Raw genomic sequence first — 15,717 nt, 5'->3', positions numbered from 1 at the left:
CAGTAAAAATAATTTGCATGGATAAGAATACTACTTTCATAAGTGATGTCTCAAAAAAGGAATTCCCTATTGCTGATAAAGTTTCCGGAAAAACAATCAGGAATCCCATATTGGCATTAATCCAGAAAGATTATCCAGATTTCGACAGTGATAAATTTCTTGCGATTAGTGAGTTGAACTTGTATCGAGAAAAATATATTTCAAATTATTTATTGGTCGAAATAGGGGAGCTTTCTAATCTGGAAGCTAAGGTTATCGGTTCGTTTGAGGAAGACAAATCCCTGGTAAGTACCGTTGAAGAAGAGATTGGTATTCGCACTTTTGGTCAAATAGTAGCAGATAAAGTTGCTGCTTTTGGCGGAAGCTGGAAATTTATAATCCTTTTTGGAGTATTTATTGTTTTGTGGATTTTGGCAAATATTTATATTCTACTCAACAAGGGATTTGACCCTTATCCTTTTATTTTGTTGAATTTAATTTTATCCTGTCTAGCTGCTCTTCAAGCTCCGGTGATTATGATGAGTCAAAATCGTCAGGAAGATAAAGACAGAGAAAGAGCCAAAAAAGACTATATGATTAATCTGAAATCAGAACTCGAAATCAGAATGCTTCATGAAAAACTAGATCATTTAATTATGCACCAACAAGAAGAATTAATAGAAATTCAAAAAGTCCAAATCGAAATGATGAATGATATTTTGACTCGAATAAGTAAATAGGATTTAGTAGAATAAACCAGTTGGATGTAATTTAAGTTTCTTTTTTAAAACGCATAGAAACATAGTTTTTATATGTTTCTTTCGAGGCGTTTCACTTTATTATAGAAAATCATAACTTTGTGAACCCAAGAATTGGGCTATGCTAATCTTTTGTCTATGTTTCTAAGCGTTTGTTTTATTTTTTTTCTAAATTCGAAATTTTAAATAATTGCACCCAAAGGGTTAAAATAAGATAAAGTTATTTCTCAATAATGTTTGTACAAGTAACCGACAATCATAAAAAGACCATTAATAATTGCCATACCAATTAATAGATTTTTGTAGTTTCTCTTTTTGCCGATGAAGTGTAAACCCAAAATTCCTAAAAATAACAGCGTAGTATAAATGGCTGGATACATCTGAAAAGCAGCTGCAAAATTGCCTTGTAAAAGTAACAGTAATCCTCTCTGAAATCCGCATCCCAAACACTCCACGCCAAAGAGTGTTTTGCTCAAACAAGGAATCATATATTTTTCTAAATTCAATGGTTTTTGTTTTTACAATTTTACGAAAAAATAACAAACGGTTGAGATAATAAATTGATGCAATTTTAAATTTAGTACTTTTGGAAACTGATACGTAAAGAGATGAGAAAATTTATAATTCCAATAATGGTTGTGGCCATAATTATTGCTTTGTATGAGCAGGTGAGCGCCGAAAAAAATGTGTATGTAATGGTAATTGCAATCGTAGTTTTTATGATGGGAATGATGCAATTAAGTGCCAAGATACCAAGTAAAAATCAAGATAAAAAAGACGAAAATGTTTAGTAAAGGCGATAAGGTTTCAGTGCTTGACGAAGCTATAAATGGAGTAGTGCTATCAGTCAAAGATAATCAAGTTGAGGTAGAAACGGAGGATGGATTCACGATGACATTTTTTGTCAACGAGTTAATTAAGATAAACGATTCCAGTAACTTAATGGATTCTATTAGAAGAATTAATGTAGATGAAATTGCGAAAGAGAAAGAGATTCCAAAACCAAGAAGTTTCGTCAAAGAACGTAAAGATAAGCATGAAATTTCAGCTCCGGAGTTTGATTTGCACATCGAAAAATTGGTTCCTAATAAACGCGGAATGTCTAATTATGACATTCTGACTTTGCAAACGGAAACTGCAAAACGACACATTGAATTTGCCATTCGCAATCGCATTCCGAAGATTGTTTTTATCCATGGCGTTGGTGAAGGAATCTTAAAAGCGGAGTTGGATTTCTTATTGGGACGTTACGATAATATCGCTTTTCAAGAAGGAAATTATCAAAAATACGGACAAGGCGCAACAGAAGTTTTTATCAAACAAAACACCAAGTAATATTATTTTAGATTGTTTTTGACAATAAAAAAAACGTCAGTTAGAGTTATTTTCAAACGAAAATAGTCTCTTTAACTGACGTTTTTTTATGCTTAAAATGGAAATTTTTAGAGCTTGTTTTACCTGATATTTGCGGTTAATTAGTGGTGTAAAGATCACCATAAATGTAACTACCTCCGAGTTTAAAATCGTTACTTCCTTTCTTCATCGTAACATTTTTAAGCACTATTGTATGTTTGAATCCGGTGCCAAATGCAGTGGTAGTTACTTCTACAATTCCGCTTATATTCGAAACTCCAGCAACGGCAATCCATTCTTCGCTAACGACAGGAGTCGAAGGAATAATGGTGTTACAGAAATAACTTCCAGTTAGTAACCCGGAAAATAATCGATAAGTAAGCTTGTTGGCAGTATCACCAATAAGTCCGGTTCTTGGCGTATTTAATGGCGTTGCGGCACTTGCAATAAGTGTAGGATTTATGTCTAAAGTAAGCGCTTCACTACTGTTGTAATTATAAATTTGGTTAGATGAACTACATTTTTCTACGGTTTGGTCAAATCCGAAAGGTAATGCGGTTGCTGGGATAACGTAATCGCCAAACGGGAATGTTTCGTAAACCTGAGTTCCGCCATTTTTGGCAAAAGTTACATTCTTGAAAACGATATTGTGATTGTAACCGGTAATTCTCGTGCTGTTGTCCGTTGCGCTTGTAGTTTTTACTGCTGTGGTAAATATTTGTATTTTACCACCGGTAGCAGTCCATTGATCCGTTACAGCAGGAGTTATAGGAGGTATAGTTTCACAGATGTTTGCAGTAGATATGGTTCCGTTATAAAAGCGGTAAACTACTCTATTGGCGCTTTTAATGTCTATTATTGTTGGTGAACCAACCAAACTCGGTTCGTTAGTAAAAGAACTTTCTGGTATTTCAAGAATCAATACTTCTTTATCTTTCAGTTTGTAAATGATATTATTGGTATTGCAACTTTGTGTGGCAACATCTTCAAAACTAATATCTTCTTGAATTAAATTACCGTCGTCGCAACTATTCAGGAACAATGCAACAAACAATAGGCTTACAACTCTTTTCATTTTTATAATATTTGAAACAAAAATAGAATTTTTAATTTGTTCCAATTACATTCCGATTCAAAAACATGGAATTTAACAACATATTGGGTTTTTAAATTTCAAAGAAAGGCTGTTGAAGCTTTATCGAAATGGATGGATTACGGTAATTCAAAGCGAAAACAAATCAGTATCTTTGCCACAATTTATAGCATATATGAGACCTAACAAATATTATTTAGCCGCTTTTTCTGCCTTTTTTATTTGGGGATTTTTTAGCTTGGCCTTAAAACCTCTGCAGCATTATCCTTCTTTGGATATTTTATTTTACCGCGTTTTTTTTAGTGTTGTTACAATGCTATTGATTAACCTTTGCTTTAGAAAAAAAGTGCTGAAAAAAGACTGGAAGCAGTTCAAAAGTATGACCGCGAAACAAAAGCGAAGTGTTGTTGTATTGACACTCGGAGGTGGCGTATTTTTGTCTTCAAATTGGTTTGTTTTTATATATGTAATGAATCATATAAGTGTAAAAGCCGCCTCGTTAGCTTATTTAATATGCCCAATTTTAACTACGATATTAGCTTTTTTTATATTGAAAGAAAAACTGAGCAAGTGGCAATGGTTTGCTGTAATGATAAGTGTTTTTAGCTGTGTTTTATTATCATTAAACCATTTTGAAGATATCTTTTATAGCCTTATAACAGCAGTAACTTATGCTTTATATATTATCAGTCAGCGAAAAAATAGTGAAATGGATAAATTTTTGGTATTAACGATTCAGTTGGTCTTTACGGCCTTGATTTTGATCCCTTTTTATCCAAATTATAGCGGCTCGTTACCCACAGAATCTTTGTTCTATGGTTGTTTGTCAGTAATAGTAGTTTGTTTTACAATTATTCCTTTATTTTTAAATTTATACGCACTCAAAGGAATTAATTCTTCAGCCGTTGGGATTATGATATATATTAATCCGATTATTGGTTTTTTGATTGCTGTTTTTTATTACAAAGAACAAGTTACTGCCCTTCAATTGTTTTCTTATTTTCTGATTTTGGTTTCTATCGTGGTGTTTAATGAGAAACTCCTGTTTCCCAGAAAAGTTAAAGTAGTTCCAGCCGAAATAGAAGGCTTAAAATAATTTTATAATTTTCAAATAATGAAAAAAGTATATCTCGATAATGCCTCTACTACAGCCATTCGCCCTGAAGTGATTCAGGAAATGACCAAAGTAATGAGGGAAGATTTCGGAAATCCATCATCAACGCATAGTTTTGGTCGGAATGCCAAGAGCATTTTAGAACTCTCCAGAAAATCCATTGCAAAGCATTTGAATAGTACTGCACAGGAAATTATTTTTACTTCTTGCGGTACGGAAGCCAATAATTGGATTCTTCGTTCGGCAGTCAAAGATTTAAAAGTAAAACGCATCATAACCAGTAAGATAGAGCATCATGCCGTTTTATATACGCTGATGGCTTTACAAAGAGAATTTGAGATTCAAATCGATTATGTTGCGGTTAAACCAAATGGTGAAATTGATATCACTGATTTAGTGGAGTTGCTTTCGCAGGAAACAAAAACATTGGTTAGCTTGATGCACGTCAACAATGAGATAGGAACGGTTCTGGATTTAGAAAGAGTAGGGCGTATTTGCAAGCAATATAATGTGTTGTTTCATTCGGATACGGTGCAATCTTTAGGAAAAACGGAAATAGATTTACAAGCGATTCCTATTGATTTTTTAGTGGCAAGCGCACATAAATTTCATGGGCCCAAAGGCGTTGGGTTTGCTTTTGTTCGTAAAAACTCAGGTTTGCAACCTATTTTTTATGGTGGCGAACAAGAAAAAGGATTGCGAGCAGGAACTGAAGCGTTACACCAAATCGCCGGAATGGCAAAAGCTTTAGATCATTCCTATACCAACTTAGAAACCGAAAGAACTTATATTTCTGAATTAAAAAACTATCTGATTACTCAACTTGAAATTGAATTTCCAGCATTTGCAATAAACGGAACTATCGATGGTTTTTACAATATGTTGAATGTTTTACTGCCTTTTTCGGAAGATAAAACGGCAATGATTTTATTCCATTTAGATATGAAAGGGATTGCGGTTTCCCGCGGAAGTGCATGCCAGTCCGGGACTATAAAGCCATCCCATGTGTTAGCAGAAATGCTTTCAAATGAAGATCTGAAAAAACCAAGTTTGCGTATTTCTTTTAGCCATTACAATACAAAAGAGGATATTGATTTGCTGATAGAAGCATTGAAAAGTATATAAGGAAATTGACTGAAAAGGCTACAGTGTAGGAACAATTTTAAAATAAGACACAGATACAAAGATTAAACTGATTTTTAAATTGATGTTAAAAAGTTAAACACGAATTTCACTGGTTTGCACAAATTAATTCGTGAGAATATGTGAAATTCGTGTTTTATATCCACGGTTTTTATATTTTTATCAAGCAGGTATTACGATTTTTCTTCAGCATATTTTTCCATTATTAATCGGGCTTTAAAATAGCATAAAGTCGATTCTGCACCTTGGTTTATGTTGATGTGTGTATCTTCAAGTCCATCATAAGAAGCTCCATTTTCTGGATTATACATGATCTGTTTGAGATGATTATTTCCTAAAAACCACATAAAAGCCAGTTTAAGCTGTTCTTTGTATTTTTTATTTCTGGTTATTTCGTAAAACAAATCCAATGCAACGATTGTTGTAGCCACTTCAATAGGTTGTTCTCCATAGAATTTTCTTTCATTCTCTTTTTTAAACCATCCTCTATTCGAAATTACTTTTAATTGTCCTTTCATGAAATAATGGGACAATAGAAAATCAAAGGTTATTGTTGCGATTTTCTTGTACTTTTGTTTCTTTGTAACTAAATAACTGTACATCATCGCTTCGGGTAAAACATTGTTGGCATAGGTCATGTAGTCCTCATACCAACACCAATTTTCTTCTGAATTAATATTATAATGATTCAATAATTTATCTGCCAGTTGTTCAATATTGGTTTTTATATTTTCGCTTTTATATGCTGAATAGTAATTGTAAAGTCCTTTTAAGGCGTATGCAATCGCTCTGGGTGAAACAATATTATTGATCCTTTCTATTGACTTGTTCCAGCATCTTTCTGCTCGTAATACCATTTCTATCGGTAATATCTCTCTATGAGCTATTACAGTACCTAAACTCCATAAAGCTCTTCCATTTGCATCTTCCAGATTGACTTCTTCATTTTGCTTTGTTAATTCATGCTCAAAGTTCTTGTAATTATCGAACAAACCATTGTCTTGCTGAATTCCTTCTATAAAATTTAAATAGATATTTGCCAGTTTCAATACACCGGCATCTGGGTAAATTTTATAATACAGAATCATATTTATTAGCGCTCTCGCATTATCATCCAGCGTATAACCTGATTCGGGGTCCGGAAGACTAAATTTTGAAAATTGAAGAATTCCATAATCCGTCGTGAGTTTCTCAATGTGGTCTAATTTTATTGGAGGAAAATTAAACCTCAAATCTTCTTCTCTGTTTGTCAATTGGTCAAATAATAACCGATATTGAATAGCGATATTTTCCCATGTTGTGGCATGCGCCAATAAAAAAGCATTTTTTGCCATTGCAATTCGTTCCTCTTTATTTTCAATGAGATGCTGAATAGCTTGTTTAAATTCATCGGGTTTCTCAAAGTGTTTTAACAGTATTCCGTTGCCATTCACAAGTACTTCAACTGCGTGAGGTATTGGGGTAGAAATTACTGTACAGCCACAACTCATGGCGTACGCAAAGGTTCCGCTCACGGCCTGATTGGGGTCTTTCGAAGAAAATAAATAAATTTCGGACAAGGTTAAATATTCAAGCAGTTGTTTTAATTCAAGATATTCATCTATAAAAACAACATTATTTTCCAGATGGAGTTCTTTTACAATATTGATAAGCGTTTCTCTATATTTTTCACCTTCTCTTTTAATTACTTCGGGATGTGTTTTTCCAATCACCAAATAAATGACATCGGGATATTTAACAACTATTTCCGGTAATGCATTTAATACGGTTTCAATATTTTTATTCTGGCTGATTAATCCAAATGTGGACAATACTATTCTGTTATTGAATCCATATTTAGTTTTTAATTTTTTCTTTTGTTCCCAAAGTATGCTGTGAGTGCCATGAGGAATCACTATTGTTTTAGATATAGGGCAATCATAAAAGTTTATCAGAATCTCTTGGGATTTTTTTGTGAGTACAATAATCTGATCCGATAAATCGGTTATGGCGTGAACCACTTTTTTTCTTTTCTCATCTGGATTGGGAAGCACAGTGTGAAAAACAGTTACAATAGGTTTATTTAATGCCAGTATAAAAGACAGTATGTAATCGCCATATTCTCCGCCAAAAAGCCCAAATTCATGCTGGATGCAAACTAATCCAATATCATTTCGTTCGTTTATTTTTTCAGCAACCAGCCGATAATTATCTAAAGAAGATACCGGTAAAATATACTTAACCTCATCATCATATCGAAAATGATGTTCATTACTTTGCAAAGCGCATACTTCAATTGGCAGCGTATTGCCAAAAACTTTTTTCACTGCATTTACAATGTCATTTGAAAAAGTAGCTATTCCGCACTCCCTAGGCGGATAAGAACTTACAATTAGCATTTTTATTCCTTTTTCAAACTTCATGGTCATTCTTTTTTAAGGTTGTTTTCTCAATTCAAGAAGTAATTCGTTGATGTCTAATTTTGCTACAGCTATATATTTGTCTGCGGCGCCATAATATATGTAGAGATCATTTCCGAATAATGCGTGGCCAGTAGGGAAAACAACATCGCTGACTTCACCTTCAATTTCCCATTGTTTCGTAGGTGAAAAGAGCGGATAAGGTAACCTTGCTATTTCAATTTCCGGATTGTCCAATTGTAATAAAGCAGCCTTGGCATGATATATTTTTCCTGTTGTCGTTTCTTGAACGCCGTGATAAATCATCAACCAACCAAACTCAGTTTCTATAGGAGGACCACCTGCTCCAATGTAATTTACTTCAAATAGGTCTTTAGGATCAAGAACAATATGATAAGCCAAATTTTTAAGATAATCTTCCCAAAATGCTTCATTTAATTCTTTCCAATCCTCAAACTTTACAATCTGAATCCCTGGCCAAATGCGATGCAACATCACAAATTTGCCTTTTATTTTCCTTGGAAATAAGACAACATCTTTGTCTCTGAGTAATCGAAACTTGTCTTCCACTAATCCAATTTGTGAAAAAAGATTGTAATACTCATGATATTTAGGGTTTAGTTTGTCTTTGTAACAAATCACATAATTTTCATACTCTTGGTAATTGACGTGAGGTGTAATTAGTCCTTGTTTTTCAAAATGAATTAAATCTTTTGAAGTGGCAAGAGCTCCCATTGCATTAATGCCATCAAAAGCAGTGTAGGTTATATAATAAGTATCCTCAATTTTTACAATTCGGGCATCTTCCATTCCCTGTTTCTCATAATCAAAGTCCCGAATAATTAAAGGCTTTTCCATTCTTTCCACTATTTTCATAGGGCCTTCTGTCCTTGCATATCCAATCGTAGAGAAATTTCCTTGTTGTGTTGCTCGGTATAAAATATGAACGGTATTACCCTCCTGATAAATACCAGGATTTAAAACCCCTTTGTTTTCAAATTCTTTGTCCGTGGGGCTAAGGATAATGCCCAGTTTTTCTACTGTGACCATGGTTTGATATTCTTTTCTGATTCAATATTAATGTCATGAATCTATTTTTTTTGCTCTTTCAGTTTTGCTTTTTCCTGTTTTTTAAAATACCCCCGAAATAAGAAATTGTGTTTTAAAGCTTCCATGTTTTCGTTTAAACGGAAACTGGCTTCTTTGATATTTGTCATGGTAGAATCTATTTTAAAAACTAATTTTGGGTCATTTGAAAGATAATTTATAGCCCCTTTTCCTTCTTTAACATTTATGATGGTTGAGTTGAGATTGTTTACCACTTTATCTATTTCTGTACTGGATTTGTCTAAATTGCGTACGATTGTTTTAATATTATTGGCGACAGCCGTATCTTTCATAACACCAATCACATTATTTTTGTTGTCTAATGCGCCAATAAGAGTATTCAATTTTTTTACGGACTCCGAGGTTAATTTTCCTGTTATTTTTAAATAATGCATGGTTTCCTTTAAATCTTTTGCCAAAAGGGAATCTCTAATTAATAAACCTACAGTTCCTTTTCCTTCGGTTATTTCGGTTGTGATTTCAAGTAAATCGGCCGTAAGTTGCGCTGCGTTCCTATTCGTTATTCCTAGAGTATTCAACATTTCATCAGTCCGTACACGGTTTATGGATTTAATTTCGTCTCCAGGTTCAACCGGAAGTGCTGTTCCTTTACCCGGAATAATATTTATAATCACACTGCCCACCAGACCGTCAGAACCTATGATGGCTACCGCGTCTTTTTTTATATGACTAAAAAGGGTTTTATCAATAATCATATCCACTTCTATAACGGAATCGTTTACCATATTAATTCCTCGAACCGTTCCTGAATTTACTCCTGAATATCGCACGTTATTGCCTATTTGTAATCCGTTGACGTTATTGAAGACTGCTTTTAAATGATTTGTTTTTCCAAACATTTTTTGTTTGTCACCAATAAAATAAACTGCTACAATGAAAATTAGCAACCCAATAATTACAAAGAGTCCAAGGCGTATTTTTTGTGATGTTGTTTTTTTCATTTTTATACTTATTTAAAAAATGCTTGTACTTTAGGATCAGTTGAGATCGATAATTCCTCAAAAGTGCCTTCGATATAATTGGCACCATCAACCAATAAAATCATCCTATTCGAAATTACTCTGGCACAGTCCACATCGTGGGTAATTATGATAGACGATGTATTGTATTTTTCCTGAATAGACTTCATTAAAAGCAGAATTTCTTTTGCCGTAATAGGATCTAATCCAGTTGTAGGTTCATCATAAAGAATTATTTTGGGTTGAAGAATTAACGTTCTTGCCAAAGCAATTCTGCGCTTCATTCCGCCCGAAAGTTCTTCAGGCATTAAATTTATAGTATGTGCTAAACCCACATTTTCCAATGCTTCCATAACCAATGGCGTTGTGTCTTTGATGACTCCAAATTTTTTGGTGTGACGTCGCAACGGAAATTCCAAATTTTCTCTAACCGTCATTGAATCGTATAGCGCACTTCCTTGAAAAAGAAACCCAACTTCTGTTCGTAAGTCGTCTAATTCCTTCCGGTCGAGTTCACTTATCTCTTTTCCCATCACTTGAATAGAGCCACTGTCATGCTCTTCCAATCCAATGAGACATTTTATCATCACTGATTTTCCGGAACCAGATTTCCCCATGATAACCAGGTTTTCACCTTCATACAAGACCATGTTAAAACCATTTAATACATGATTTTCACCATAGCTCTTCTTAAGACCTTTGATTTCTATAATGGGTTTTAAATTTGGAATTGTTGTATCCATACTAATTTATAAATCATAAAAAATATCAGTAACAAAAACCGCGATAAAATCAATAATAAAAAGAAGCATCGAAGTAAAGACTACTGCTGAATTTGCTGCTAAACCTACACCTGCTGTTCCTTTTTTACAATAATATCCTTTAAAACATCCTACCAATCCTATGGCAAAGCCAAAGAAGAAGGTTTTAATTGTTGCAGGGATCAAATCGCTAAATTCCAAGGCATTAAATACCTGATTGAAATATAGCAAAAAAGAAACATTTCCCTTTATATTCTCTACCAAATACGAACCGAAAATGGCAATGAGATCTCCAAAAAAAACCAAGATTGGAAGCATAAAAGTGGTAGCCAAAATCCGGGTGACCACTAAATATTTAAAGGGATTTGTTCCTGAAACTTCCATCGCATCAATTTGTTCCGTAACTCTCATGGAACCCAATTCGGCACCAATTCCGGAACCAATTCTTCCCGCACAAATCAAAGCCGTTATGATAGGGCCAATTTCTCTAATAATCGAAATACTTACCATGGACGGCATCCAGGAAACGGCTCCAAATTCCTGAAGAGTAGGCCGCGATTGTAAGGTAAAAACTAAACCTATGATAAATCCGGTTACCGCAACAAGCAGCAAGGAACGATTTCCCATATAAAAACATTGGCGAAGAAATTCTTTATATTCTGAAGGGCGCTTAAATACTTCCTTAAAAAAACGTCCGGCAAAATAGGCGAGCTCACCCACTTCAAGCAGAAAATTTTTGAATAATTCTATTATTTTATAAATGCTATTCATAATTATATGAATTAATTTTTAACAGAAAATGGCTACTCAAATATACAATTATTATACTGATTATCAGTTGTTTTACGTGTTGTTCGTCTACTTTTTTGGTTGCTTTGTCGAAAAAATGACACTAAAAAACACATTGCTTAAATAAAGGCTTTTAAGAAGATGTTTTTTATGTCTAATAATTATTTTACTTTACCCAAACACATTGGTACAATTGAAGGATAGTCATAAAACACATTATATTAGTTGGAAGAAAAAAAGCTAATATTTAAAAAGGAGCATTCCAGAAGGAATCTGTTTTAGAATAGAAAAAAATCGTATTGGTTTTAAACTGAATTTTAAATGGAAAGGGTTGTACTTATTTAAGGAGGGTTTTTATCCATTTCTCCATTTCCACTGCCCAAAAAACAATGCTGGACACAGCCAGAGTTATTGCTAATTCTATATAGGTTAGCGGTTGCGTCTTAAAAACTAAATTAAGAAAAGGCAGATAAATAATCATTAATTGCAAGGAAACGGTTATTGCGATTGCCCCCAACATAGGTTTATTAGAGAATATACCCACTTTAAATATGGATTTCCAGTCCGAACGAGTAGCCATCACATGTCCCAATTGGCTAAAACAAAGCACGGTGAAAGCCATAGTTTGCCAATGTGATTTTTGATTGTGTATTGCCCATGCCTGCATTCCCAATGTTACGATTGTCATTAAAAACCCGACCCACAAAATATGTATTGCCATGCCTCCCGAAAAAATATTTTCCTTCGGATTTCTTGGCAATCGTTTCATGATATTCGCTTCGGCTGGCTTGGAGGCCAATGCTAATCCGGGCAGACCATCCGTTACCAGATTTATCCAAAGAATATTTATGGACATTAGTGGAATTGGCAAACCGAAAAAAGGAGCTAAAAGAATTACCCATATTTCACCTGAATTTCCAGTCATTATATACTTAATGAATTTCAGAATATTATCGAATATTTTTCGTCTATGCTTCACCGCAACAACGATAGTGGCAAAATTATCATCCAGCAAAATCATATCGGAAGCTTCTTTAGACACTTCGGTTCCGTTGATTCCCATTGCTATACCAATATCCGCATTTTTAAGCGCAGGCGCATCATTTACGCCGTCACCAGTCATGGCGACAAAGTGGTTTTTGGATTGTAAGGCATTTACAATGTTTAATTTTTGTTCCGGATTTACACGTGCATAAACGCGAATGTGTTCGACTATTTCGATGAATTCTTGCGGAGTCAATTTAGACATTTCGGGTCCTGTCAATACAAGGTCCTCTTTGGAGGAAATAATTCCCAATTTTTCAGCAATAGCTTTAGCAGTCAATTTGTGGTCTCCGGTAATCATTATGGGAATGATTCCCGCTTCCTTGCATTCTAAAACGGCTTGTTTTGCTTCTTTTCTCGGTGGATCAATCATTCCGGCAAAGCCTATGAATGTTAAGGAAGCTTCTATTTCATCGGGATTAAACTGATCAGGTAGGTAGGGAAGTGTTTTTACGGCATATCCTAATACCCGATACCCTTTTTCTGCCATTTCGTTTGCCTTGCTTTCGATTTCAGCTTTCATTGAATGCTGATTGTTGGCTAATTGTTGGCTAATTTATGCAACAATACATCAACGGCTCCTTTGGTAATCACGAGAATTCCATTTTCGAATTGATGCAATGTGGTCATCGTTTTCCTATTGGAATCAAAAGGTAATTCCGCAATTCTAGGATATTTAGCTTCTAAATTTACTCGTTCTAAATTTTTATTAAATGCAAATTGTGCCAAAGCAATTTCAGTTGAATTTCACAACCATATTCCGTTTTTATCTTTTGAAACATCATTGCTTAAAGCCATGGCTTGGAGCAGTAGATTTCCATTCTCAAAAACGGAACTATAAGCCGCATCGGAAGTTTCATAAATAGCTTCCACTGTCATTTTATTCAAAGTAAGCGTTCCGGTTTTATCGGTACAAATATGAGTCACCGATCCCAATGTCTCAACAGCCGGTAACTTTCGGATTAGTGCATTGCCCTTTACCAATTGCTTAGCGCCAAAAGCAAGTGCTATAGTAACCATGGCCGGAAGTGCCTCGGGTATGGCGGCCACGGCAAGTGAAATAGCTATAATCAACATTTTTAGTACCGATTCGCCTCGAATCCAGCCAATTAAAAAAATCAGGGTACAAATAATAAGTATGACAACCGATAATCGTTTTCCGAAAGCGGTTAATCTTTTTTGCAATGGCGTGATTGTTTCATCAGTTTGAATCATTTTTGCAATACGGCCTAATTCGGTATTCATTCCTGTTGCCACCACATAAGCAAGTCCTTTACCGCTAGTAACAAAGGTTCCTTTAAATCCTATGTTTGTAAGATCACCGAGTGAATATTCAGTATCAGGAAGTTCATCAGTGTTTTTTTCCACTTGGTGTGATTCGCCCGTAAGGGCTGATTCATCTACCGTTATTCGTTGGGTTTTAAAAAAACGAACATCTGCAGGAATGTTGTTTCCGCTTTCAAGAATCACTACATCTCCAGGTACAATATCAGTCACTGAGATATCAATTTTTTTACCTTCACGTAGAACATGAGCATGGTTGGGCACCATGTTTTTTAAGGCTTCCATAGCTTTTTCAGCGCGATATTCCTGAATAAACCCCACAAAGGCATTAATTATAACTATGCAATTATAATAACCGCATCTGTCAGATCACCTAATATACCGGAGATAATTGCCGCTATTATAAGGATGAAAATCATGAAACCCAATAACTGATGCAATAACATCTGTAAAATGGTTTTCTTTTTTTTGTTTACAATTTCGTTTTTCCCATGTTCGGTTAATAGGAGTGAAGCCGTACTGTGATAAATCCCTGTTGGGGTTGTATTTAACAACTTAGCTGTTTCTGAATGAGTGAGTACATGCCAGTTCATCACTTTATTTTTTACTTTTTAGAAGATAGTAAAATAGTATTGGGATTATCAAATCTCAACTTTCATACAACCGCAATCTATTTTTGACAGAAATTAACTCATTTTGTAAATCATCTATTTTTACTAATAGATTCAATACCACATCAATTCCTTCGATATTAACAGCTAGTTCCTGATGCATCCGAATCATTTTTTCGATTTCGTAGATCGCGTCAGGATGAATATATTTGGTTTCATCGATGGTAAGAATCTCGATTAAACCCATTTCATTTAAATTGAAAAAAAATGACATTTCTACATTATAATGATTGTATAATGAAGATAAAGGGATGAGGTTTTCTATATTCATGATTTTCTTAGCTTAGCAAGTTCCGTAAATAATTCTTTTTCTTTTTCGGAAAGATCAGTGGGGATTTTTACCTGATAAGTAATGTATAAATCACCAAATTCCCCTTCTTTTTTATAGACAGGGAATCCTTTTCCTTTCAGTTTAACTTTAGTTCCGTTTTGGGTTCCGGGTTTTATCGTCAGTTTTACTTTTCCGTCAAAAGTATCTGCGGTAATATCGCCCCCTAATAGGGCGGTATATAAATCTAAATCCACAGTGGAGTATAAATTGTGTTTTTCTAACTTAAAGTTAGTATGGTTCTCAACAGTGAACGTGATATATAAATCTCCTTTTGGTCCCTCACCCGAACCTTCACCGCCCATGCCGCTGATTTTTATCTGCTGACCATTCTCTACTCCGGCAGGAATAGTAATTCGGATATTTTTGCCTTTGATGTTTAAGGTTCGCTTGTGGGTGGTGTAAACATCTTTTAAATCAAGATGCAATTCCGTAGTGAAATCTTGTCCTTTGAATTGGGCGCTTCGTCCTCTTTGTTTTCCTGATGTACGACCACTAAACATTGATTCAAAAAAGTCTGAATAATCACCGCCACCGCCAAATCCGCCGCCTTCAAAACCACCTTGCTGCCCGCCTCTTGAATACTGTCCTTGCTGTTTTGCTTTTTCATACTGTTCAGCATGTTGCCAGTTTTCGCCATATTCATCGTATTTTTTACGATTTTCGGTATGGCTTAGTACCTCATTGGCTTCATTAATTTCCTTGAATTTTCTTTCGGCTTCCTTATCGTTTGGGTTTAAGTCAGGGTGGTATTTTCGGGCCATTTTACGATACGCCTTTTTTATCTCGGCTTCCGTTACTTTTTTATCCACTTCAAGGATTTTGTAATAGTCTATAAATGCCATCGTAGATTATTTTAATAATTATCATTGTTGCAATTAGGAGATTTTATTAGTCTGAATTCGTTCTGTTAG

General features: G+C 34.6%; 18 protein-coding genes. 5 read left to right on the top strand and 13 right to left on the bottom strand.

From position 1 onward, the window contains the following. Positions 1-17 precede the first annotated feature (17 nt). Positions 18-719 (top strand): DUF1003 domain-containing protein, encoded by a 702-nt coding sequence (locus ACFX5E_RS01000; RefSeq protein WP_379853300.1) that lies wholly within the window; start codon positions 18-20, stop codon positions 717-719. A 245-nt stretch (positions 720-964) separates the two neighbouring features. Here the strand turns inward: ACFX5E_RS01000 and ACFX5E_RS00995 are convergent, their stop codons facing one another. Beyond that, the gene (locus tag ACFX5E_RS00995; RefSeq protein WP_379853299.1) at positions 965-1,243 is read right to left on the bottom strand and encodes a DUF2752 domain-containing protein; all 279 of its coding nucleotides are present in this window, start codon (positions 1,241-1,243) and stop codon (positions 965-967) included. A 102-nt stretch (positions 1,244-1,345) separates the two neighbouring features. Between ACFX5E_RS00995 and ACFX5E_RS00990 the strand changes: the two genes are divergently transcribed. Together ACFX5E_RS00990 and ACFX5E_RS00985 are read left to right on the top strand one after the other, a co-directional pair. Next, entirely contained in the window at positions 1,346-1,528 is a 183-nt protein-coding gene (locus ACFX5E_RS00990; protein WP_379853298.1) for a hypothetical protein, read from the top strand. After that, positions 1,521-2,072: a Smr/MutS family protein gene (locus ACFX5E_RS00985; protein WP_379853297.1), complete on the top strand. Its 552-nt coding sequence runs from the start codon at positions 1,521-1,523 to the stop codon at positions 2,070-2,072. Before ACFX5E_RS00990 ends, ACFX5E_RS00985 begins: the two co-directional genes overlap by 8 nt. Before the next feature lie 136 nt (positions 2,073-2,208). On the opposite strand, the gene ACFX5E_RS00980 is transcribed toward ACFX5E_RS00985, so the two are convergent. Next, a complete protein-coding gene (locus tag ACFX5E_RS00980) occupies positions 2,209-3,165 on the bottom strand; it encodes a hypothetical protein (protein ID WP_379853296.1) in 957 nt (318 codons plus the stop codon). A gap of 112 nt (positions 3,166-3,277) precedes the next feature. On the opposite strand from ACFX5E_RS00980, the gene ACFX5E_RS00975 reads away from it, so the two are divergent. Both ACFX5E_RS00975 and ACFX5E_RS00970 read left to right on the top strand, forming a co-directional pair. Further along, entirely contained in the window at positions 3,278-4,279 is a 1,002-nt protein-coding gene (locus ACFX5E_RS00975) for an EamA family transporter (protein WP_379853295.1), read from the top strand. Between the two features lie 18 nt (positions 4,280-4,297). Beyond that, positions 4,298-5,422: a cysteine desulfurase family protein gene (locus ACFX5E_RS00970; RefSeq protein ID WP_379853294.1), complete on the top strand. Its 1,125-nt coding sequence runs from the start codon at positions 4,298-4,300 to the stop codon at positions 5,420-5,422. A gap of 191 nt (positions 5,423-5,613) precedes the next feature. On the opposite strand, the gene ACFX5E_RS00965 is transcribed toward ACFX5E_RS00970, so the two are convergent. The 11 genes from ACFX5E_RS00965 to ACFX5E_RS00915 all read right to left on the bottom strand — a co-directional run bounded on the left by ACFX5E_RS00965 (position 5,614) and on the right by ACFX5E_RS00915 (position 15,648). Further along, a complete protein-coding gene (locus ACFX5E_RS00965; RefSeq protein ID WP_379853293.1) occupies positions 5,614-7,842 on the bottom strand; it encodes a glycosyltransferase in 2,229 nt (742 codons plus the stop codon). A gap of 12 nt (positions 7,843-7,854) precedes the next feature. Then, positions 7,855-8,889, bottom strand: a complete 1,035-nt coding sequence (locus tag ACFX5E_RS00960) for a glycoside hydrolase family 130 protein (protein WP_379853292.1) — start codon at positions 8,887-8,889, stop codon at positions 7,855-7,857. 41 nt (positions 8,890-8,930) lie between these two features. Next, positions 8,931-9,908, bottom strand: a complete 978-nt coding sequence (locus ACFX5E_RS00955; RefSeq protein WP_379853291.1) for an MlaD family protein — start codon at positions 9,906-9,908, stop codon at positions 8,931-8,933. Between the two features lie 8 nt (positions 9,909-9,916). Further along, positions 9,917-10,669: an ABC transporter ATP-binding protein gene (locus ACFX5E_RS00950; protein ID WP_379853290.1), complete on the bottom strand. Its 753-nt coding sequence runs from the start codon at positions 10,667-10,669 to the stop codon at positions 9,917-9,919. Between the two features lie 6 nt (positions 10,670-10,675). Further along, a complete protein-coding gene (locus ACFX5E_RS00945) occupies positions 10,676-11,458 on the bottom strand; it encodes an MlaE family ABC transporter permease (RefSeq protein ID WP_379853289.1) in 783 nt (260 codons plus the stop codon). 355 nt (positions 11,459-11,813) lie between these two features. Then, a complete protein-coding gene (locus ACFX5E_RS00940) occupies positions 11,814-13,043 on the bottom strand; it encodes a cation-translocating P-type ATPase (RefSeq protein WP_379853288.1) in 1,230 nt (409 codons plus the stop codon). A gap of 17 nt (positions 13,044-13,060) precedes the next feature. After that, positions 13,061-13,249, bottom strand: coding sequence for a hypothetical protein (locus ACFX5E_RS00935; protein ID WP_379853287.1), 189 nt, complete (start codon positions 13,247-13,249; stop codon positions 13,061-13,063). 18 nt (positions 13,250-13,267) lie between these two features. Beyond that, a complete protein-coding gene (locus ACFX5E_RS00930; RefSeq protein ID WP_379853286.1) occupies positions 13,268-14,089 on the bottom strand; it encodes an HAD-IC family P-type ATPase in 822 nt (273 codons plus the stop codon). A 53-nt stretch (positions 14,090-14,142) separates the two neighbouring features. Continuing rightward, on the bottom strand, positions 14,143-14,397 hold the full coding sequence (locus ACFX5E_RS00925; protein ID WP_379853285.1) for a cation-transporting P-type ATPase: 255 nt from the start codon (positions 14,395-14,397) through the stop codon (positions 14,143-14,145). 55 nt (positions 14,398-14,452) lie between these two features. Continuing rightward, positions 14,453-14,746, bottom strand: a complete 294-nt coding sequence (locus ACFX5E_RS00920; protein ID WP_379853284.1) for a chaperone modulator CbpM — start codon at positions 14,744-14,746, stop codon at positions 14,453-14,455. After that, entirely contained in the window at positions 14,743-15,648 is a 906-nt protein-coding gene (locus tag ACFX5E_RS00915; protein ID WP_379853283.1) for a DnaJ C-terminal domain-containing protein, read from the bottom strand. Before ACFX5E_RS00915 ends, ACFX5E_RS00920 begins: the two co-directional genes overlap by 4 nt. Positions 15,649-15,717 lie beyond the last annotated feature (69 nt).

The sequence above is a fragment of the Flavobacterium xylosi genome (assembly GCF_042787345.1).
GTDB classification, from domain to species: domain Bacteria; phylum Bacteroidota; class Bacteroidia; order Flavobacteriales; family Flavobacteriaceae; genus Flavobacterium; species Flavobacterium xylosi.
The sequence above is the reverse complement of the archived record's forward strand: the minus strand, read 5'-3'. Positions and strand labels throughout refer to the sequence as shown.